14 protein-coding genes are annotated in these 17,641 nt (G+C 60.9%); 3 read left to right on the top strand and 11 right to left on the bottom strand.

The window, feature by feature from the left end; genetic code table 11:
• Nucleotides 1-83 precede the first annotated feature (83 nt).
• Nucleotides 84-1,109: a YhcG family protein gene (locus tag ACKVY0_RS17940; protein ID WP_409216202.1), complete on the top strand. Its 1,026-nt coding sequence runs from the start codon at nt 84-86 to the stop codon at nt 1,107-1,109.
• A gap of 308 nt (nt 1,110-1,417) precedes the next feature.
• Here the strand turns inward: ACKVY0_RS17940 and ACKVY0_RS17935 are convergent, their stop codons facing one another.
• On the bottom strand, nt 1,418-3,283 hold the full coding sequence (locus tag ACKVY0_RS17935; protein ID WP_409216201.1) for a sulfatase: 1,866 nt from the start codon (nt 3,281-3,283) through the stop codon (nt 1,418-1,420).
• Nucleotides 3,284-3,394: 111 nt separating this feature from the next.
• Between ACKVY0_RS17935 and ACKVY0_RS17930 the strand changes: the two genes are divergently transcribed.
• Complete coding sequence (locus ACKVY0_RS17930) at nt 3,395-3,856, top strand: hypothetical protein (RefSeq protein WP_409216200.1); 462 nt, start codon at nt 3,395-3,397, stop codon at nt 3,854-3,856.
• 3 nt (nt 3,857-3,859) lie between these two features.
• Here ACKVY0_RS17930 and ACKVY0_RS17925 read toward each other — a convergent pair whose 3' ends face one another.
• The 9 genes from ACKVY0_RS17925 to ACKVY0_RS17885 form a co-directional block, all read right to left on the bottom strand.
• Nucleotides 3,860-5,002, bottom strand: coding sequence for a cytochrome P450 (locus ACKVY0_RS17925; RefSeq protein WP_409216199.1), 1,143 nt, complete (start codon nt 5,000-5,002; stop codon nt 3,860-3,862).
• 172 nt (nt 5,003-5,174) lie between these two features.
• Entirely contained in the window at nt 5,175-5,993 is an 819-nt protein-coding gene (locus ACKVY0_RS17920) for a hypothetical protein (RefSeq protein WP_409216198.1), read from the bottom strand.
• Nucleotides 5,994-6,018: 25 nt separating this feature from the next.
• The gene (locus ACKVY0_RS17915) at nt 6,019-7,164 is read right to left on the bottom strand and encodes a hypothetical protein (protein WP_409216197.1); all 1,146 of its coding nucleotides are present in this window, start codon (nt 7,162-7,164) and stop codon (nt 6,019-6,021) included.
• A gap of 256 nt (nt 7,165-7,420) precedes the next feature.
• Complete coding sequence (locus ACKVY0_RS17910) at nt 7,421-8,647, bottom strand: ATP-binding protein (protein WP_409216196.1); 1,227 nt, start codon at nt 8,645-8,647, stop codon at nt 7,421-7,423.
• A 76-nt stretch (nt 8,648-8,723) separates the two neighbouring features.
• Nucleotides 8,724-9,950 (bottom strand): pectate lyase, encoded by a 1,227-nt coding sequence (pelA, locus tag ACKVY0_RS17905; protein ID WP_409216195.1) that lies wholly within the window; start codon nt 9,948-9,950, stop codon nt 8,724-8,726.
• Nucleotides 9,951-9,960: 10 nt separating this feature from the next.
• Nucleotides 9,961-11,445, bottom strand: coding sequence for an acyl-CoA synthetase (locus ACKVY0_RS17900; RefSeq protein WP_409216194.1), 1,485 nt, complete (start codon nt 11,443-11,445; stop codon nt 9,961-9,963).
• A 5-nt stretch (nt 11,446-11,450) separates the two neighbouring features.
• Nucleotides 11,451-12,212 carry a malonate transporter subunit MadM gene (gene madM, locus ACKVY0_RS17895; protein WP_409216193.1) on the bottom strand — a complete coding sequence of 254 codons (762 nt, stop codon included), beginning with the start codon at nt 12,210-12,212 and terminating at the stop codon, nt 11,451-11,453.
• Nucleotides 12,212-12,592: a malonate transporter subunit MadL gene (gene madL, locus ACKVY0_RS17890; RefSeq protein ID WP_409216192.1), complete on the bottom strand. Its 381-nt coding sequence runs from the start codon at nt 12,590-12,592 to the stop codon at nt 12,212-12,214. The genes madM and madL overlap by 1 nt, the downstream gene beginning before the upstream one ends.
• Before the next feature lie 207 nt (nt 12,593-12,799).
• The gene (locus ACKVY0_RS17885) at nt 12,800-14,131 is read right to left on the bottom strand and encodes a sulfatase (RefSeq protein ID WP_409216191.1); all 1,332 of its coding nucleotides are present in this window, start codon (nt 14,129-14,131) and stop codon (nt 12,800-12,802) included.
• Nucleotides 14,132-14,326: 195 nt separating this feature from the next.
• Here ACKVY0_RS17885 and ACKVY0_RS17880 point away from each other — a divergent pair, with 195 nt between their 5' ends.
• Complete coding sequence (locus ACKVY0_RS17880) at nt 14,327-15,346, top strand: DUF5077 domain-containing protein (protein WP_409216190.1); 1,020 nt, start codon at nt 14,327-14,329, stop codon at nt 15,344-15,346.
• Between the two features lie 13 nt (nt 15,347-15,359).
• Here ACKVY0_RS17880 and ACKVY0_RS17875 read toward each other — a convergent pair whose 3' ends face one another.
• Complete coding sequence (locus ACKVY0_RS17875; RefSeq protein WP_409216189.1) at nt 15,360-17,639, bottom strand: FAD-dependent oxidoreductase; 2,280 nt, start codon at nt 17,637-17,639, stop codon at nt 15,360-15,362.
• Between the last annotated feature and the right edge of the window lie 2 nt (nt 17,640-17,641).

The following is a 17,641-nucleotide window of genomic DNA, read 5'->3' as shown; positions in this document are numbered from 1 at the left end:
CAAAGAGTGTGTCGGATTTGGAGAAGGCGTGACGCCAGAAGCGAATGCTTGAGACCAGGATGTAAGGTCGTATGGATGCCGCCATGAGCGCCGCCGACCTCGCCACCGACCCCGATTACCAGCACCTGCTGGGCCGGATTTCCACGAGCTACACATCAGGTCAGGTCCAGGCCGTGAAAGCGGTCAATAACCTCATCACCGAGACTTATTGGCAAATCGGGCGCGACATCGTGGAGTTCGAGCAGGAAGGGAAAGCGAGAGCCACCTATGGAAAGGGGCTTCTGGAACGGCTCAGCCGCGATTTGACTCTGAGGCATGGCAAGGGATTCAGCCGTAGCAATGTCTCTCGTTTTCGCCAGTTTTACCTCGCTTACCCAATTTGTGCGACGCTGTCGCACAAATTGAGCTGGTCGGTCATCAGCGAGCTCTTGAAGATCGAAGATCCTTTGGAGCGCGGCTTTTACGAGCAGCAATGTTTGAGGGAAAACTGGGTCGTGCGTGAGCTGAAACGCCAGAAAAAGACCTCCCTTTTCCTCCGTCTCGCTGCCGGGAAGGACAAAGAATCCATCCTTCAGCTCGCCTCCCAGGGGCAGATCATCAACCAGCCAGCCGATCTTCTGCGCGATCCGTATGTCTTCGAGTTCCTGAAAATCCCCGAGCCGCACCAGCCCAGCGAAACCGACCTCGAAACCCGGCTTTGCGACCATTTGCAGCCCTTCCTGCTGGAGCTGGGCAAAGGCTTCACCTTCGTGGGTAGGCAGTATCGCATCACGCTGAACAACACGCACTACCGCGTTGATCTCGTCTTCTACCACCGCATCCTCCGCTGCTTCGTGCTGATCGACCTCAAGCTCAACGACGTGGAGCATCACGACATCGGCCAGATGAACCTGTATCTCGGCTACTTCGCCAAAGAGGAGAACACCGAAGGCGACAATCCACCCATCGGCATCATCCTCACCCGGCAGAAGGACGAACTGCTTGTCGAATACGCCACTTACGAGATGAACAGCCAGCTCTTCGTCCAGAAATACCAGCTCTACCTTCCTGATCGTGAGGAACTGCGCAGGGAGCTGGAACTGACGCTAGGGATGGGCGGGGAAGCGTGAAGAGTGAGAAACTATCGCCGCGGGTTGTGGCTGTCTCTGTCCTCGGATTTTCCTGCGAAATACAACAGCCAGCCCAATCCACCACAAACCATAGTCATGAATCCAAACACGATCGGTAGGGCTCCGAAAGCACCATGTGGCCCAGGATCAACGGTGAAGAGTATTGCCAGAAGCACCAAGGGCAGGCATCCGATCCAACAAATCCAAGCGAGGCAAAAGCAAATCCGCCTCGCCCAAACGTAAGGCGGAGCATCCTTTCGCGGATTCGGCTGTGGCTCGTTCGACATCTTCGGTGGATCTGATCAACACTATCTCTTCCCCGCCTTCAACTCAATCTCCCGAAACTCCGCACCGCCCGCAGGCAGATGAACGCGCACATGGATGACGCGGCTGGCGGCCGGGATCTCGAGGGTGTGGGTTTGCCAGTCGGGAGTGGCTTGGAGCGGGAAGGTGAGGCGGTTGGCGGGGAGGAAGTCTTTGTCGCCGTCGAGACGCCAAGCGATGGCTCCTTCGCCAGTGGCGGTGGTTTTGAGGGTGAGTTTGGCGGTGACGGGACCGGCGAGCTTGAGCTTGGACTTGGTGATGAAGGTGGGTTTGTCGGCCTGCTCGGGCGTGAGGATGAAAAGGCCGTCTTTGGCGGTGAGCTTGCCGTTGCGGGCCTCCCAGCCGTTGGTTTCGGAAGCAGTGGCTTTGGGTGCCTCACCGCGTGGGGCGATGGTTTTGCCTTCGAGGTAGTGATCGAAATAATCGTTCCACGTCGCGGCCATGGGACCGAGCGCCATGCCGGGTGGATTGAGGCCATCGGCCCAGGTTTTGAGCTTGGCGCGGAGTCGCGTGGCGATCTCCGGGTGCTGCGTGGCGAGGTTGTGCTTCTCCTCGCGGTCGGTGCTGAGGTCGTAGAGGTATTCGCGCTCACCACCGCGCAGAAGTTTCCAGTTTCCTTCGCGAATGGCGCTCTGGGCCATCCAGCGCCAGTAGAGGGCGTCGTGTGGTGGCGCTTTGTTTTCGCCGGTGAGGTGCGGGAGGAGGTTCACGCCGTCTAAAGTGGCCGTCTCGCTCCGCGAGACGAGCTGAGGGCTTTCGCTGGCAGGTGACGCTTTCGATGAATCGGAGGCTTTCCGTGCGGACGAAGCGTCAGGCTCATCTCGCGGAGCGAGATGGCTATTGTGCGTTGCGGCTAATGCCGTGGCCGCGAAATCGAGCGCGGTAACAGGATGCTCATACATCTGTCCGCCGGGGATCGTGCCGGGCCAGGCGATGAGGAAGGGCGTGGACATGCCGCCTTCGGCCAGCATGCCTTTCTCGCCATTCAGCGGCGTGTTGAGGCTGCCGTCCCAGCCGCCGGGATCGCCTTGGAGCGGCGAGTCCACCTTGTGGATCTTGAGTGGAGCACCGTTGTCGCCGATGAAGAAGATGAGCGTCTTTTCGGTGAGGCCGTGCTTCTTCAAAGTGCTCGTGATGAGGCCCACGCCGTCGTCGATGGCCGAAAGCATCGCCAGCGCAGCACGGCGTCGCTCAGGCATCTCGCCGGGGAAGCGGTCCATGTAGCTCTGCGGCGCATCCAGCGGCGTGTGCGGGCCGCGATAGGCGACGTAGAGGAAGAACGGTTGATCGTGGTAGCGCTCGATAATCGATGCGGCGGCCTGCGAGCAGCCGTCGAGGTGATACGCCACCGGCGCGAGATCGCTCATCGGGCGGTCTCTGCCATCGAGCGTGATGTTCGCCGCGAATTTCTGCCCGCCATGCTGCGAGAAGACATGCTTGAAGCCGTGCCGAGTGATCTCGTTCTGCGGCCCGAGGTGCCATTTGCCGAACTGCGCCGTGGCGTAGCCCGCGTCCTGCAATCGCGTGGCGATGGTGGTCTCCTTGTTGAAGCCATCGAGCGCGGAGCCGTTGTTGTCGAGATCGAAGCGCCCCTGGAACTTCCCGGTCATCAAGCCACCGCGTGACGGCACGCACTGCGGCGCGGTGCTGTAACCATGCGTGGCCACCACGCCGCTGCGGGCCAGCGCATCGAGATGCGGCGTTTTGATGTCCTTCATCACACCATGGATGCCGAGGTCGGCATGGCCGTGGTCGTCGGTGTAGATGAGGATGATGTTCGGACGCTGCTCCGCCGCGAATGACGAAACCAGAATGACGAATGACGAAGTGAGCGTGGCAAAGAGCTTCATGGTGTGCCGCGTGAAACGCCAGCCAGCGTCGGACATTCCGGCAAAGGTTGTGTCGGATTCAGTAATTCGCCCTTTACGTCTAGCCGTCGATTGTTTTACCCTCCGGTCGTCATGAATGCGAAATCCGCCACTGCTGCCACCACCAAGCCCAACGCCGAATACGCCATCTACAAGCCGAATGGCCGCGGTAATGGCGGCGTGATTCGATTTGAGTTCAATCGCACGAAAGGCGCGGTTTTCGTCGATGCGGCCACCCAGAGCGGCGAGAAGCAGTTCGACTGGGAATCGAAGATCACCATGAAATGGGGCCTCAATGATCTCGGCAGTGTTTTGGCAACGATACAGGGCCGCCAGGAGCAGGCGAAGCTCTTCCACCAGTCCGAAAAGGCCAACAGCGCCTTCGAACTGAACTTCCGTGATGATCCGCAGAAGGCCCCGTACTTCATGAGCATGTCACGCCAGGACGGTGCGTCGAAAAGCGTGAAGAAGGTCATGATCCCCGTCACGCATGCCGAGGCGGCGATCCTCGAAACCGCGCTGCGTGCCGCCATCACGCGGCTGTTGGGATGGTGACTGCTAAATAGCGGCCAGTTTCACCACCAATGAATCGTAACCGAGCGTGCGATCAAACTTGGCCTCGTGCTCGACGCGTTCTTCCGCTTTCAGGATGGTGATGCTCTTCACGCGTTCGCAGCACAGGCGTAGCAGCGTGCGCAGAATCAGCCGTGCATGCGGAGCGCCGAGACAGAGATGCGTGCCGAAGCCAAAGGAGAGATGTGGGTTCGGTTTGCGGTCGAGGCGGACTTCATCGGCTTGAGAGAAGGCCGTTTCATCGAAGTTGGCCGATGCCCAGGCGAGAGAGATGCGATCTCCCGCTTTCACGGTGACGCCATTCACATTCGTGTCGGCAGGGCAGACTCGCCCGATGTGCGTGAGCGGCATGAAGACGCGGAAAAACTCTTCGCTGGCGAGTGTGATGCGCTTCGGGTCTTTGCGCAGAAACTCGAGCGCCTCGGGATGCTCGGCGAGATAACCGAGCGCGCAGGAGATCGTGTGAATGATGGTGTCACGACCACCGGCGAAGGCGAGATTGGCGAAGCCCATGCATTCCTCACGCGTGAGCTTGCGACCGCGATACTCGGCCTGTGTGAGTGCGCTGAAGAAGTCCGCGCCGGGATTCGCCTCGGCCTCGTCGAATTTCCGCTGCAGATAATCCTCCAGCACGGTGCCTTTCTTGAACTCACCGCCTGTGACTTTGAAAACATGGATGCCCCAGCCGATCCAGGTGTCCGCCTCGGACTCGGGGGTGTTCAGCAGATACGTCAGCGCCCGCGATTGCACGGGCAGCGCGAACTCATTCACGATCTCGATGCTCTCGCGGCTCAAAGCCTGATTCATCATGCCATCCAGCAGCGACTCGACCTGCGCGATCATCGCGGGGTCTTTGGCGCGTTGGAAAAACGGCTCGGCGATGGCGCGGTAGTCGGTGTGCTCGGGCGGATTCGTCTCGATGGGAAGCTGGCGCATGCTGCGCACATCTTCCTCCGATGGAATCGGCACACGAAAGGGCGCGTCCGAGCTGAACGTCTGCCAATCCTTCGCAGCTTTCCGCACATCCTCGTGCCGCAGGATCATGGTGATGTTTTCGCCGTGAAACGGGCACTGCATCACGCCGGATTCGGCGCGGGCTTCTTTGAATGGGTCGGAGAAAGCGGACATAGCTTGGACTCTCACTTAACGCGGTGTTGAAAGTGGTTTCGAGCGAGAACCTTGGCAAAAACAGGTCAGGGAATGCCTTTGAGGCGATACTTCATGCGCTCGCGAGGAGGTGAGGCTGGTCATTGGCGCAATGCTCGTGGCTGCGTTTGCTTCAATCCGCCCATTGCGTGACTCATCGCTGCTCGTGATTCAGGCGTGTGACGACGAAGTCGATGGCACGCAGCTTGTCGTCGGCATCGGTGATGATGGCGTTGCGTGGGGCGACATCGGTGGCGACGAAATCATCGCGTCGCCAGGTTTGCTGGGTTACGACGGCGCTTTCGGTATCGGGTGACCACGGTTCCCAGCCACAGGCTTTCATCCACTCTTCGAGTTCGTCTTCACAGGGACGTCTGCCGACAAAGAAGGGCTGGCTGAGCGTGAGGAAATCAGCGCGTGAGCCGAGGGTGTCGAGTTCCAGACCGCTGGCAAAGCAGGCCTCGAACCATGCAAAGCGATTCAGGGCTTCGATCAAGCTGCCTCCGCGAATTTGCCAGCGCCCGTTGCTGCCTTGATCGAGCACATAACCGAAGCCGCCCTCATTCGGCGGGGCGAAGAGCTTGATGACGCGCTGGTGGTCGGGATCGAAAAAGACGACCGCTTCGCCACCAGCGTCGATCAAGGTGAGATCGCCACACGATTCGCTGTCGTGATAGGGATCGACTCGCGCCGAGAGCGAACGGCCAAACTCCGGCGTGGCGCGGAATTGCTCGAAGAGTTCGAGGCTTACTTGGCGACCGTCGAGACGGGCGGAGAACTGGCAGGCGGCGTGGAGCTTGCCGCAGGCTTCAGCCCACGCCAGGCACCGCGTGAGGTGTCCTGCAGACGATTGCGACGGCATTGCTCCAGCGCTTCCTGCGCTGTGACTCGGCGTTGATTCGGCGGTGCTGACATGGGCGTAGGGTAATACTTGGTGAAGATGACGCAATCGGAAGCTTGGCGGGGCGGACATGGTCAGTGGCCTCAGTGATACGGCGTCAGCGCCGCAGATATTCCAGCGCGGCCTTGCGGAACTCGGCGTCGGTGATCGGACTGCCGTTGCGCTGCATGAAGTCGGCGATGTGCTTCTTCGCCCACTCGAAGTAGCGCTGGTGGGTGTGCCAGATGGGTTGCTTCTCGTTCTTTTCGTCGATGAGCCAAAAACCGCCGGGTTTTTCGGGAGTGCCTTCGTTGTCGTAGAGTTCCCAGTAGAGCACAAAGGGACAGCCCCATTCGATGGCGGCGATCATGGTTTCGATACTTTTGCGGTCAGTCACCTCGGGCGAGTAGCGCCGCGCGGGGAAGCCGTATTCGCCGATGAAGACGCGTTTGCCGGGGATGCCGGGCTTGGGCTTCAGTTTCGATTCGAGATGGTCGAGCGCGGCGTGCAGATCGTCGCGGATGCCGCGCTGGAGGCTGTCGTAGCAGGAGTAGCTGACGAAATCGACCTCGACCTGCGGCAGGATGTCGTTGGCGAGGCACTGGCCGCCTTGGAGGAAGGGCTCGACGAGGTTCGCCTCGGTGTAGTGCCAGACTTCGACGTTTTGATGCGGCGTGTCGCGCTTCGCGTCGTCGATGGCCTGTTGGCGGACTTTGAGCCAGGCGATGAAGTTCTCGCCAAAGTGATCCGGGAAGGGCTGCTTCGGGTCAAAGTGCGGTCGCAGATGCCAGTCGCCCTCCCAGTGGCCGAGGTAGAATCTTTTGCCGCTGCCGCTGTAGGTGCGCAGCAGGTGCGCGGTGAGGTCAAACATCTCGCGATACTCCAGATCGCGCTCCGCGGGCTTGAAGGTGCCTGCGCTGCCATGCGTGGTGAAGGGATAGGCCCAGATGAAGAAGTGCGTGAACGGCATGTCGAGCACCGCGCGATGTGTCGGCTCCTTCGCCGCGATGTCGGCAAGTGTTTGGAGGCCGGGATTGCTCCCGCGCACATTCGCCTTTGTTTGGCCAAACGAGGCCTGCTTCGAGATCGAGAACTTCATGATGCCCGACCCGAGCTCCGCAATGAGCTTCGCGCTCTCCAGCAACGGCTCGTCCTGCGTGAACTGATACCGCCCGCCGATGGCCTGCGTGCCGAGGAGCATGTTCGGCGGCTCCGCGGAGAAGGCGGAGAGCAGAGGGCAAAGAGCGAAGTAGAGGAGGCGCATGGAGTGGGGCTGTCATTCAGCCAATAGAAAACGCGAGCTAAGCCATGTTTGAAGACCCGACAGCAATTATCAGGCGAAGCAAAGTAGCCATCTCGCTCCGCGAGATGAGCTGGGAGCTTCGCAAAACCGCAAATTTTCCGACCTTTGCCCGCATTCCGTGGCTGCGACAGCCTCATCTCGACGGAGCGGGATGGCTACTTTCCTGGCGCTGTTTTCGGTGCCGAATGCGGTCTGGGCGGGTGTGTTCTCACATGCCTCAATCCAGCCACTTCCAGGCAGGCACGACGCGGATCGTGATGCCTTGCTCTTCGAGTTGATCTTCCTGATCCAGCGTGAGCACGAGCAGCTCTCTCGGCTGGCCTTTGATGCTGCTGGGCAATGTGGAGGCTTGGAGGAGGCCGCGGAGTTCGCGGACGCGGTTATCGGGGGTGAGGCGGGCACAGCACTGGATGGCGAGCGAGGGCGTGACGAAGTCGCATTCCCAGTCGTTCCGCATGGCGGCGAAGGTGGGCGCTTCGCCGAGACGGCGGAGGTGGAGCAGGACGGCGTTTTTGAGTCGGCGGCCGAGGTCGGGCGTGGGGTTCGGGGTGTTCGCGACGGCGAGGCCGGTGTCGATGGCGTAATACTTCGGCGGGCTGACGACGCGTTGTTTGAACTTCGTGCTGAAGCGCGGCACGGCCAGCAGCAGCCAAGCATCCTGCAAATATTCGATCATGCGGCCCGTCTGGGCCACGGAGGGCAGGGCGAGTCCTTTGGCGAGCGCCTGCAAAGACAACGGCTGGCCGGTGTGAGCCAGCAGATGCAAGACGAGCGTCATGAGCGGTCGCGAGGCCCGCAGGGCATGGCGGGAGACGATGTCGCGCTGCACCACGTCCCGCAAAAGCTCGCGAAGTAGGACAGCACCCTGATCAGCGCCGGCGGAGAGAGCGGCGGCGAAGCCTCCGCGTGCCAGGTAATCCTGCAAACTGGCCGCGCCGGGCTGCTGGGCGGTGAATTCGAGGAATTCGCGATACGAGAAGGGATAGACCTCATGCGAGAGATGCCTGCCGGTGAGCTTGGAGCCGAGTTCACGGCCCAGCAGGCTAGCGTTGGAGCCGGTGAGGCAGACGCGGCGGCCTTTGTCGAGCAGGGCGCGGACGAGACGCTGCCACTCTGGCACCTCCTGCACCTCGTCGAGGTAGATGGAGGCATCTGGATGATGCTCATCGAGCAGGGCAAGCAAGGGTGCGAAGTCCTCCGGGCCGAGTCCATAGAGCCGCGTGTCTTCCAGATTGATCGTGACAGCCTTACCCTTCACCGTCTGGCGGATCTGGCCCTGCAACGTGCTTTTCCCACAGCGCCGCACGCCCGTGAGCACCAGCGCGTGCGACTGCTGCTGGCTGCGATTCCAAGTCGGCTGTCGATGACGGTTCACCTCGCCCTCGGGCGAGAGCGTGGCCGTCGGCTGATCCAGGACAGCGAGTAAGGTTTCACGGAGGAGCATGACGGCACTTTAGGCTCCTCCTCAAATTGTGCAATCGTAATGAACACTGGTGTTGCGGCGTGGTGAACACTTTGCCTTACTTCCCCTTCTCCAGCCGCTTCCTCCACCTCGGGAGTTCTTTGCCGAGGAGTTCGGCGGGGCGGGTACTGAAGAAGTCGTAGGCGACTTTGTTTTTGGCGGCCATTTCTTGGAAAGTGGAATAGACGATGCCGTCGTCGGCACCGGCGAAGATGGGTTTGGCGGTTTGCAGGTCGTAGAAGCGGGCCCAGAGCACGTCGGTGGAGGCGGGGTCGGCGATGTAATCGGTCTTGCCCTTGTCGTTCTTCGTTTTGCGCAGGCCGGTGAGGCGGTGGGCGTCGAACCACTTCAGGGCGGACTCGATCATGGCGACGACCTCGGGCGTGGTGGGGCCGCTGCGCATGAGGAACTTCACGAGGTTCGCAGACTCGCCGCCGCTGAGGGATGGCGGCTCTTTGGCGCGGGCTTTGACGGGTTCAAGCGTGAGCGGATGATGCTGGGCGCACCAGACGGTGGGCTGGCCGCCGATGCGGACCTGCATGGCGGCGATGTTGGCGATGCCTTTGTCGAAAGCGACCTGCGCACGCTGCTTCAGCGCGGCATCGGCGAAGGCGAAGTGGTTGTCGCCTTCGGCGAAATCGTGCAGCACCTTGAGGATGTGCACCATAGCGTCGTCATTGAGCGTGATGGCCTCGTGGTAGCCGCGCTCGACGGGGTAGTTTTGAGGCCAGCCGCCGTTCGGATACTGCGCGGCGAAAATGTAGTCGAGGCCCTTCATCAGCGCGGTCTTCACGTCGTCGCGTTTCGTGGCGGTGAAGACACCGGCGAGGAACTTGATCTGCTCGGTCGTGGTGCGGTTGTCAAAGGTGCCGCAGTAGTGCCAGGCGTCGCCGGTTTGAGCGGTCCAGTGCGTGCCGGGTTGGCGCGGGCCTTTCGTGTAATCGACTGCTTTTGACCAGCCGCCGGTCGGCGTCTGGTAGCTGATGACGATTTCAGCGAGCTTCTGGTTCTCCGCGCTGGCGAACCACTCCGCAGGCGTGTCGCTATCGAACTCAAACTCGGCGCGATTGCCCGGCGCGGGCTTGGCCTCGGCCTTGGTGCGTTCTGCATCGAGGATGCGGTGCTCGGTTTCGGCCAAGGCACGCGATTTGGCGATGTAGGCGGTCCATTCGGTGCGCTGGGCTTCGAGGAGCTTCGCGAGCAGCTCGTCGGTGAGCATGGTGAAGGGTTTGTCTTCTGCCAACGCAGTAATCGAAAGGATGAGCGGGAGAAGAAGTGGGCGCATGGGATGGTTTTTAAAACAAAGCTTTCACGGCTGGCTTCGTGACCTTGCCCATGGCGTTGCGTGGCAGCTCGCTCATGATCTTGAGACGCTGCGGGATTTTATAGACGGAGAGGCGGCCCTTGCACCAATCACGCAACTCAGGCAGCTCCAGCGTGCCGTTTTTCAAAACGATGACCACCGTGACGGCCTCGCCCCAAGTTTCGTCCGGCAGGCCGATGACGGCGCATTCGGCGATGAGCGGGTGATCGAGCAATGCGGCTTCGATTTCGAGGGCGCTGAGTTTGTAGCCGCCGCTCTTGATGATGTCCACGCTCAGGCGGCCCATGATGCGGTAGTAGCCACGCTCCAGCACCGCCATGTCGCCAGTGCGGAACCAATCACCGTCGAAGGTTTCAGCGGTGGCTTCGGGGCGGTTCCAGTAGGCCGCGAAGACGCCGGGACCGCGCACCTGGATCTCGCCCGGTTCGTCCTCGGCAGTGATGATTGGGCCGTTTTCAGTCTTCAAACGCACTTCGACACCCGGCAACGGCGCACCCACAGCTCCGGGTCGGCGCTCGCCATGGTAGAGGTTTGAGATAGCCATGCCGATCTCGGTCATGCCGTAGCGCTCGAGCAATTTTTGGCCGGTGAGCGCGGTCCATTGTTCATGCACACTCGCGGGCAAGGCGGCGCTGCCGGAGACCATGAGGCGCATGCGTTTGAAACCGGCCACGATGCCTACGCGGTCGCTTTCTGAGACCGATTCGAGAGCTTGGATGAGTTTCACATAGATCGTCGGCACGGCCATGAAGAGCGTGTAGGCATCGGCACGCACGCGTTCGAGAATCGCATTCAAATCGAAGCGCGTGAATGGCTCGATCATTGCGCCGGACCATAGCGCGCAGCTTGTGACGTTGATGATGCCGTGAATGTGATGCATCGGCAAAAACAGCGGGATGCGGTCGCTAGCGGCCCACTCCCAGGCCTGCACGAGGCTCTCGATCTGCGCCTGAATGTTTGCATGCGTCGTCACCACGCCCTTGGGCTTGCTCGTCGTGCCGCTGGTGTAAAGAATCATTGCTCTGCGGTCGGGAGTGATGACTGGCAGAGTCTTTGTTGGTGCCGAAGTGATCGCATCAATGTCCATCAAACGCACGCCGAGCCGCTGACAGAGCGGTGCAATCTTCGAAGCCATCGCTGCATCAGCCATGACGATGCTCACGCCAGAATCCGTGAGCGCATACTCCCACTCCGGCTCCGTGGCGGACAAACAAATCGGCAGCTTGATGCCACCCGCACGCCAGATCGCCCACTGCGCCGCCACATACTCAAAGCCGCCTGGCAGCAGCAAGGCGACACGAGTTTCATTCAAGTCATCTGCTTCGCCGAGTAATGCCGGCGCAAGCACCTCCGAGCGATCCAAGATGTCCTGATAAGTGTGAGTCGTCGTTCCAGAGCGAAACGCAATGGAGGCACTGTGTGTGCGAGCACGGGCAATGAGAGGGAGTTCAGTCATGGGATTCAAACAAGAGCGCGTACAATGAAGAACAACACCGACGGCCCCATCAAGCAGCCGAGTCCGGTGTGAAAGGTGGCCACCAGTGCGCCATAGGGCACCAGTTTACGATCCGTGGCCGCGAGTCCGGCGGAGACACCGCTGACGGTGCCAGCGAGGCCGCCGAAGACCATGGCGGAGCGTGGCGTCTTGAGGCGGAGAAATTTCGCAGCGACGGGCGTCGAGACCATCACGATGATGGCTTTGATCACGCCAGTGGCGATGCTCAGCGCCATCACATCGGAGGTCGCGCCAATCGCTCCACCCGTCACGGGTCCGACGATGTAGGTGATCGCACCAGCGCCGATGGTGGTCATGCTCACCGCATCGCGATAACCAAAGGCCCAGGCCACCGCCACGCCGACGATGAACGGCAGCACCGTGCCCAGCAGCAAGGCGATGGCACCGATCCAGCCCGCTTTCTTCGCCTCCTCAGCATGAACTTCAAACGCCGTCGCCACGATGGCGAAGTCACGCAGCATGTTGCCGCCCATGAGTCCGACACCGCTGAACAGGGCGAGGTCAGCGAGTCCCTTCGAGCCGCCTGACATCTTGCCGCCGACATACGCCAGCGCGAGTCCGATGAGGATGGCGATCGCCGATCCTTGCACACGACCAAAGGTCAGCCGCCGCGAGATCACACCCGACACGAGCATCACCAAACCCACCACGGCGAACGCGGTGACGAGTCCGTTCTCCTTGGCGGCTTTTTCAAGCATCTCCCACATCATTTGCCATCCTCCTCAACTTCCGTTTTGGGTTCCATGCGATTGATGAACGACACAAACAGCCCGCACAGCACCACGCTACCCACCGCCGCGATCAGCGCCACCGGACCGCCCTTCAAGGCCGCCACCACATTCTGCTGCATCGCCATCGCGACCACGACCGGGATGTAGATCGCGCCCCAGTAATGCACACCGCTCTCCGAGATGGCGCAGAGGCGACCACTCTTGTGCAGATAGATGCGAGCGAAGATCAGCATCAGCATCGCGATGCCCACGCCGCCGACATTCGTCTGCATCCCGAGCGCGCGGCCAATGAGATCGCCAATGATGATGCCGAGTAAGTGGCAGATGGCGAGAAGCGCGGTTCCGTAGATGATCATGGCCTATTTTTTGCCAGAAGCAGCCTCGTTTGTCTCGATAAATTTCAGCAGCAGCGGAAACGCGGGCTCGGGCATCTTGCCGTGGTCATCGCCCGAATCATACGGGACGATAAGCGGTGTAGTCGTACGAAGCGATCTCGCGCTGATCCTCCCAACGCTTGTGATCGGGACGCAAAACGATTGTTCACCTGTATTGTTCCCGAAGCATCACGGTTTTTGCCATGGCGTGCTGCCGCCACGTTGAATGTGCTTCCTGAGCGTCTCAGACAGTTCATTGAAGATCTTCGGGGCCTTCGTGACGAGATTGGTCTGCTCCTGCGGGTCGTTCTTCAGGTTGTAGAGTTCCAGCGGGCTGAAGGGGTCATTTTGCATCAGCTTCCAGTCACCGCGGATGAGGGCCTCATAATTTTTGCCGCCATAGGTCTTGTTCCCCTCGCGGCGGACGAAGTAAAGATCGCGCGACGTGGTGACGTTGCCGCCTTTGAGGACGGGCACGAGGCTCACAGCATCGAGTTCGGGCGAGGGCTTCGCTCCGGCGAGTTCGAGAAAGGTGGGAAAAAGATCGAAGTTGAGACCTTGATAGTCGCTGCGGCTGCCGGCTTTGATCTGCGCGGGCCAGCGTAGCATGAAGGGCACGCGCAGACCGCCGTCATAGTGATCCTGCTTGCCACCGCGCCACGGGTCGTTGTTCTGCGCATGAGGCACGGAGCCACCGTTGTCCGCGCTAAAGACGACCACGGTGTTTTCCTCCAAACCTGTCTCTTTGAGCACGGCGAGCACTCTCCCGATGCGATCATCCAGATGCTCGACGAAGGCCACGTTCATCGCTCGCTTCTCAGCGAGCTGCGGCGCGCGCACTTTGACTTTCGCGAGCCATTCGGCAGGCGGTTCGATGGGGAAATGCGGCGCGTTGTAGGCGAGGTAGAGGAAGAACGGTTTGTCCTTCGACTTTGCCCGCTCGCGCAGATAATCGCCCGCCCAGTCGGTGAAGATGTCCGTCGCATGGCCTTTCGGATCGATGACTTCGGCATTGAGGCGCATGTAGTTGTCTCCTTGGCGCAGATGCGTCGTGTAGCTGTCCATCATGTCGCCGAGGAAGCCGTGGAAGTGGTCAAAGCCGCGCTCAGTCGGCGTGTTCGGCGATTCGAGGCCGAGATGCCATTTTCCGATGATGCCGGTGTGATAGCCTGCTTTCTTCAATTCATCCGCCATCGTCGGCACACCCGGTTTGAAGTAGCCCCAGGAGTCCTCTGGCTTCGTGCGGATCACGCCCGGCACACCCACGCGATCCGCATAGCGCCCCGTGAGCAGAGCCGCGCGCGATGGCGAGCATACCGTGCAGTTCGCCCGCATCGCCGTGAACAGCATGCCCTCGGTGCCAATGCGGTCGATGTTCGGCGTGCGCACATCGGCGGCGTGGTAGGCAGAGACATCGCCGTAGCCGTGGTCATCTGCGAAGATGAGCAGGAAGTTAGGCGGAGATGCGGCGAGCAGTGAACCAAAGAGGGCGCAGTTGAGTGCAGAGAGGAGAAATTTCATGAGGTCAGAAAACGAGGTCGTGAGCGCTGACTTGCAGGGCGGTTAAAGGCGAGAACAAGTACCGGCGCTTCTGCTCATCGCTGCGTTTTTGTGGAGTCACTGGTGGTGCAGCGCGAGGCGCATGGGGGCGAAAGTCCCTGTGTGTTTCGGTTGCCGGACCTGCCCGGTGACTGCATCATGGCGGCCCTGACCACCATGAAACGCCACGTCCTCATCCACGCCGCCGGCGCTCTTGCGCTCACTCTCCTTCTGAACGCCTGCGGCAAAACGGAACAGCCCGTTGCGGCACAGCCAACACCAGCAGCAGCACCGCCTGCACCCGTGGCAGAAAAGCCTGCGGCTCCAACTCCCGTCCCGGCACCGGTCAAACCAGCCGATCCCGTGTTCTCTGCCGCGCCGGTGGATCTCAACGGCTTTGGCAGCGAGGAACCGGCAGTGCGTGCTGACGAGCCGACGCGCGGCGTCATCGTTATCAATCCAGCGGACATCAAGCACACGAACCAGCAGCATTGGGATCAATACGACTGCACGGCCTTCAACGCGAAGCGCTGGGGCCGCTATGAGGTGCGAGTGACTTACACACTCCGCAATGCCACGCTTGGCACGCAGTTTCGCTTCGCCCAGCAGCCGCTGAAAAAAACATTGGTGGCCTCCAGCCAGCCCAAGCGTGCCGTTTATGGCACCGTGTATGTGGACAAGAACGGCCAGTACCCCTTCGCGCTCTATGCAGCGGCAACCGGCAATGAACCCGGCTTCGAAATTCATGAGGTGGCCTTCGTTCCTGCTCCCGAAGGTCCTGCGCCAGTGCAATCTGCCGACGGCAATATCGTGCTCGAAGCTGGCAACGCCACGACCTGGTCGGAAAACATGCGCTACGAGCCGAAGGCCGAAAAAAACTGCCTCGGCTTCTGGACGAGTGAGGACGACATCGCCGAATGGGAGTTCGAAACCGTCAAACCGGGCCGCTACAAGGTCTCAGTCGTCCACGGCTGCGGTACGGGCAATGAAGGCAGTGAAGTCGCTGTGAAGCTCGGCGCGCAGGAACTGAAGTTCACCGTGAAGGACACCGGCGGCTTCCAGAAATGGTCCGAAGCACAAGTGGGTGAAGTCGAGATCAAGGAGGCTGGCAAACAGCGCCTCGTCATTGATCCGGTGACCAAAGTGAAGAGCGCCGTGCTCGATGTGCATAAAGTGCTGCTCACACCGGTGAGTTGAGCACATTCAATGCTCAAGGCAGGTATTCGAGACGATCCGGCACGTTGTTGTTGTTGCTGTCGAAGGGCAGCGGGTCGTCGAGATCCTTGCGCTCGTCTTCATCGTGATCGTTGTCGGGCTGCAGCCACGCATCGTCCTCGTTCAGCCACTCACCGTGCTTGCGCAGCATGTTCCAGAGCTGAATCACCGCATCCGCACGCGTGAGCGGACGCTGGGCGGTGTCTTTGGCGAGGAGACCGCGATTGGCAGGCAGCTTCAAAGCCAGCGACCAGCGGTAGAGTGTGCCCCAGTCCGCCTTGGTGTCGGGGTTGAAGGTTTTGTCCTTGGTCTCGATGCCCCAGGAGCACAGCGATTCGATGGCGGCACGATCCGCGTCGTCTTGGACGACATCCGTGAAGCGCGGAGCCGAAATCATGACCCATTGTGGCGTGTTGGGTTGCGCCCGCACGACACGCGCAAGCACGCGGGCAAGTTCACGGCGTGTCATGAGCTGATCCGCGCCAAACGAGACGCTGTCCGCATCCGCCTGCCAGATACCACGCACCGCAAGCATGTTCGCGGCTTCAAAGTGCAGCGCGTCGGTGGGCAGGTCCTGCCAGGGCCAGATCAAGACGCCAGGACCGCCGCTGCCGCGCACGAGGCGGAGCTGAATCTCACGCCAGTGCTTCTGCGACGCGGCTGCGGCACGCGGTTGCAGGCCGTCGCGCAGGCAGAGCCAGGCGAGCGTGGCGCTGGCCTGACCGACGTGCATCATCTGGCCATGCAACCGCAGCGCGCTCTGCACGATGCTGCTGACGCCGATGTTCTTGGAGCAGCCGAGCAGGCCGTTGATTTGCACTGGAACGAGGCCACGCAGCGGAAACATCGCGCGATCAGTGTCGGTGTGCCAGCCGCGTGACGGCGTCTGCACATACAACCACGGGCCATTGTGATTTGCGTCGATGAAACGGCGGCGCGTGGGATGGAAGTCGATGTTGAACTGAAAACCGAACACGCCATCCGGCACCAGCACCTTCGCCCACTTGGGTTCGCGGGTTTCGGCGCGGATGTCCTGCTCGCGCAGCATGTAGAGAGCTTCGAGGCGCAAGCCCTCGCGCACATACGGCTTCGGCGGCAGCAGATCGGGCGTGCCGAACTCGGTGGTGAGCCGCATGTAGCGGAAGGTCTGCGGGAAGTCGCCCACACGATCATGCACGGCGGTTTGCAGATGGTAAAGCATGCTGAGCGCATGTTGCTTCGCGTCATCGAAGATGATCTGCCGCTGTGCAGGCGTGAGATGGACGATGTTTTTCTTCGAGGAGCCCGGTGCGGTTTTTTCGAGCGCATCCACGACACGCTGCGGCAACTGGCATAGCGGATAATCCTGCACCGGCCAGTTCAGGAACGTCGCTTCGGTGCCGGCGGCCAGATCGTTGTGCCAGCGATCCACCAGACGGCGATGCGTGTAAACGCTCCAGCCCGACTGGCTGTAAATGCCCGCGCTCATGTCGCTGTCCACCCACGGCGGGGTTTTGTCGAGCTGGGCAAAGGAACGCAGATCGTAAGTCGCGGGTTTGGGAATGGCGCTGTTCTTCCCGGCCTCACGCAGCACCAGGCACCAGGACAGCGGGTTCATCTCCTGCTGATCCGCGTCGTCGTAGGTCGCGGGAGCGCTCGCTTCAGCAAAGCGGGATTTCAAATCGGCCCCGGCGCCGTATTTGGCACCGCTGAGCCGGATGACATCGCCCCAGTCGGAGGAATCGAGCGTGAGCTTCGCGCGAATGGTCAGGTCGGACCGGTCAGACTTGTCCGACAAGTCTGACCGATGAAACGTGACCGAAGTGACCGCATTTTTTTCCACCTGCACCTGCACCGGCTGCCAGCCGCGTTCGATCCGCAACACGCCGGCATAGACGTAAGGCTTCACGAGTTCCTCAAAAATCTTCGCCGCAGCCGCTGGTTCGATGGTTTCGGTGCCGCAGTAGGCGTTGCCGGGCGCGGGAAGACCGTAGGTCTGCGAGTTGTGCGCACGAATGCGGTTGATCACCTCGCTGTAGATGCCGCTGCGCGGAAAATTCACGCGGCGGCCATTTACCGTGGTCCATTCATCGGGACAGCCGACTCCCTCGGCACTGAACTGGCCGCCAAGCCAGTCGATGTCGTTCACCAGCACGATGCGCTTCACGCCGAGCCGTGCGGCTTGAACCGCAGCGGCACAGCCGGATTCATTGCCGCCGACGATGAGCAGATCGGCTTCGATGACTTCGGCGTGGGCAGTCACGGACAACAGCAGGAAGACAAATAGACGACTCATGG

The organism is Prosthecobacter sp. (genome assembly GCF_046154365.1).
Lineage (GTDB): Bacteria > Verrucomicrobiota > Verrucomicrobiia > Verrucomicrobiales > Verrucomicrobiaceae > Prosthecobacter.
The sequence above is the reverse complement of the archived record's forward strand: the minus strand, read 5'-3'. Positions and strand labels throughout refer to the sequence as shown.

What these genes read in the sequence shown, in the direction of transcription:
- ACKVY0_RS17940 (WP_409216202.1), top strand. Translation starts at nt 84, where the DNA reads ATGAGCGCCGCCGACCTCGCCACCGACCCCGATTACCAGCACCTGCTG.
- ACKVY0_RS17935 (WP_409216201.1), bottom strand. Translation starts at nt 3,283, where the DNA reads ATGAAGCTCTTTGCCACGCTCACTTCGTCATTCGTCATTCTGGTTTCG.
- ACKVY0_RS17930 (WP_409216200.1), top strand. Translation starts at nt 3,395, where the DNA reads ATGAATGCGAAATCCGCCACTGCTGCCACCACCAAGCCCAACGCCGAA.
- ACKVY0_RS17925 (WP_409216199.1), bottom strand. Translation starts at nt 5,002, where the DNA reads ATGTCCGCTTTCTCCGACCCATTCAAAGAAGCCCGCGCCGAATCCGGC.
- ACKVY0_RS17920 (WP_409216198.1), bottom strand. Translation starts at nt 5,993, where the DNA reads ATGTCCGCCCCGCCAAGCTTCCGATTGCGTCATCTTCACCAAGTATTA.
- ACKVY0_RS17915 (WP_409216197.1), bottom strand. Translation starts at nt 7,164, where the DNA reads ATGCGCCTCCTCTACTTCGCTCTTTGCCCTCTGCTCTCCGCCTTCTCC.
- ACKVY0_RS17910 (WP_409216196.1), bottom strand. Translation starts at nt 8,647, where the DNA reads ATGCTCCTCCGTGAAACCTTACTCGCTGTCCTGGATCAGCCGACGGCC.
- pelA (WP_409216195.1), bottom strand. Translation starts at nt 9,950, where the DNA reads ATGCGCCCACTTCTTCTCCCGCTCATCCTTTCGATTACTGCGTTGGCA.
- ACKVY0_RS17900 (WP_409216194.1), bottom strand. Translation starts at nt 11,445, where the DNA reads ATGACTGAACTCCCTCTCATTGCCCGTGCTCGCACACACAGTGCCTCC.
- madM (WP_409216193.1), bottom strand. Translation starts at nt 12,212, where the DNA reads ATGTGGGAGATGCTTGAAAAAGCCGCCAAGGAGAACGGACTCGTCACC.
- madL (WP_409216192.1), bottom strand. Translation starts at nt 12,592, where the DNA reads ATGATCATCTACGGAACCGCGCTTCTCGCCATCTGCCACTTACTCGGC.
- ACKVY0_RS17885 (WP_409216191.1), bottom strand. Translation starts at nt 14,131, where the DNA reads ATGAAATTTCTCCTCTCTGCACTCAACTGCGCCCTCTTTGGTTCACTG.
- ACKVY0_RS17880 (WP_409216190.1), top strand. Translation starts at nt 14,327, where the DNA reads ATGAAACGCCACGTCCTCATCCACGCCGCCGGCGCTCTTGCGCTCACT.
- ACKVY0_RS17875 (WP_409216189.1), bottom strand. Translation starts at nt 17,639, where the DNA reads ATGAGTCGTCTATTTGTCTTCCTGCTGTTGTCCGTGACTGCCCACGCC.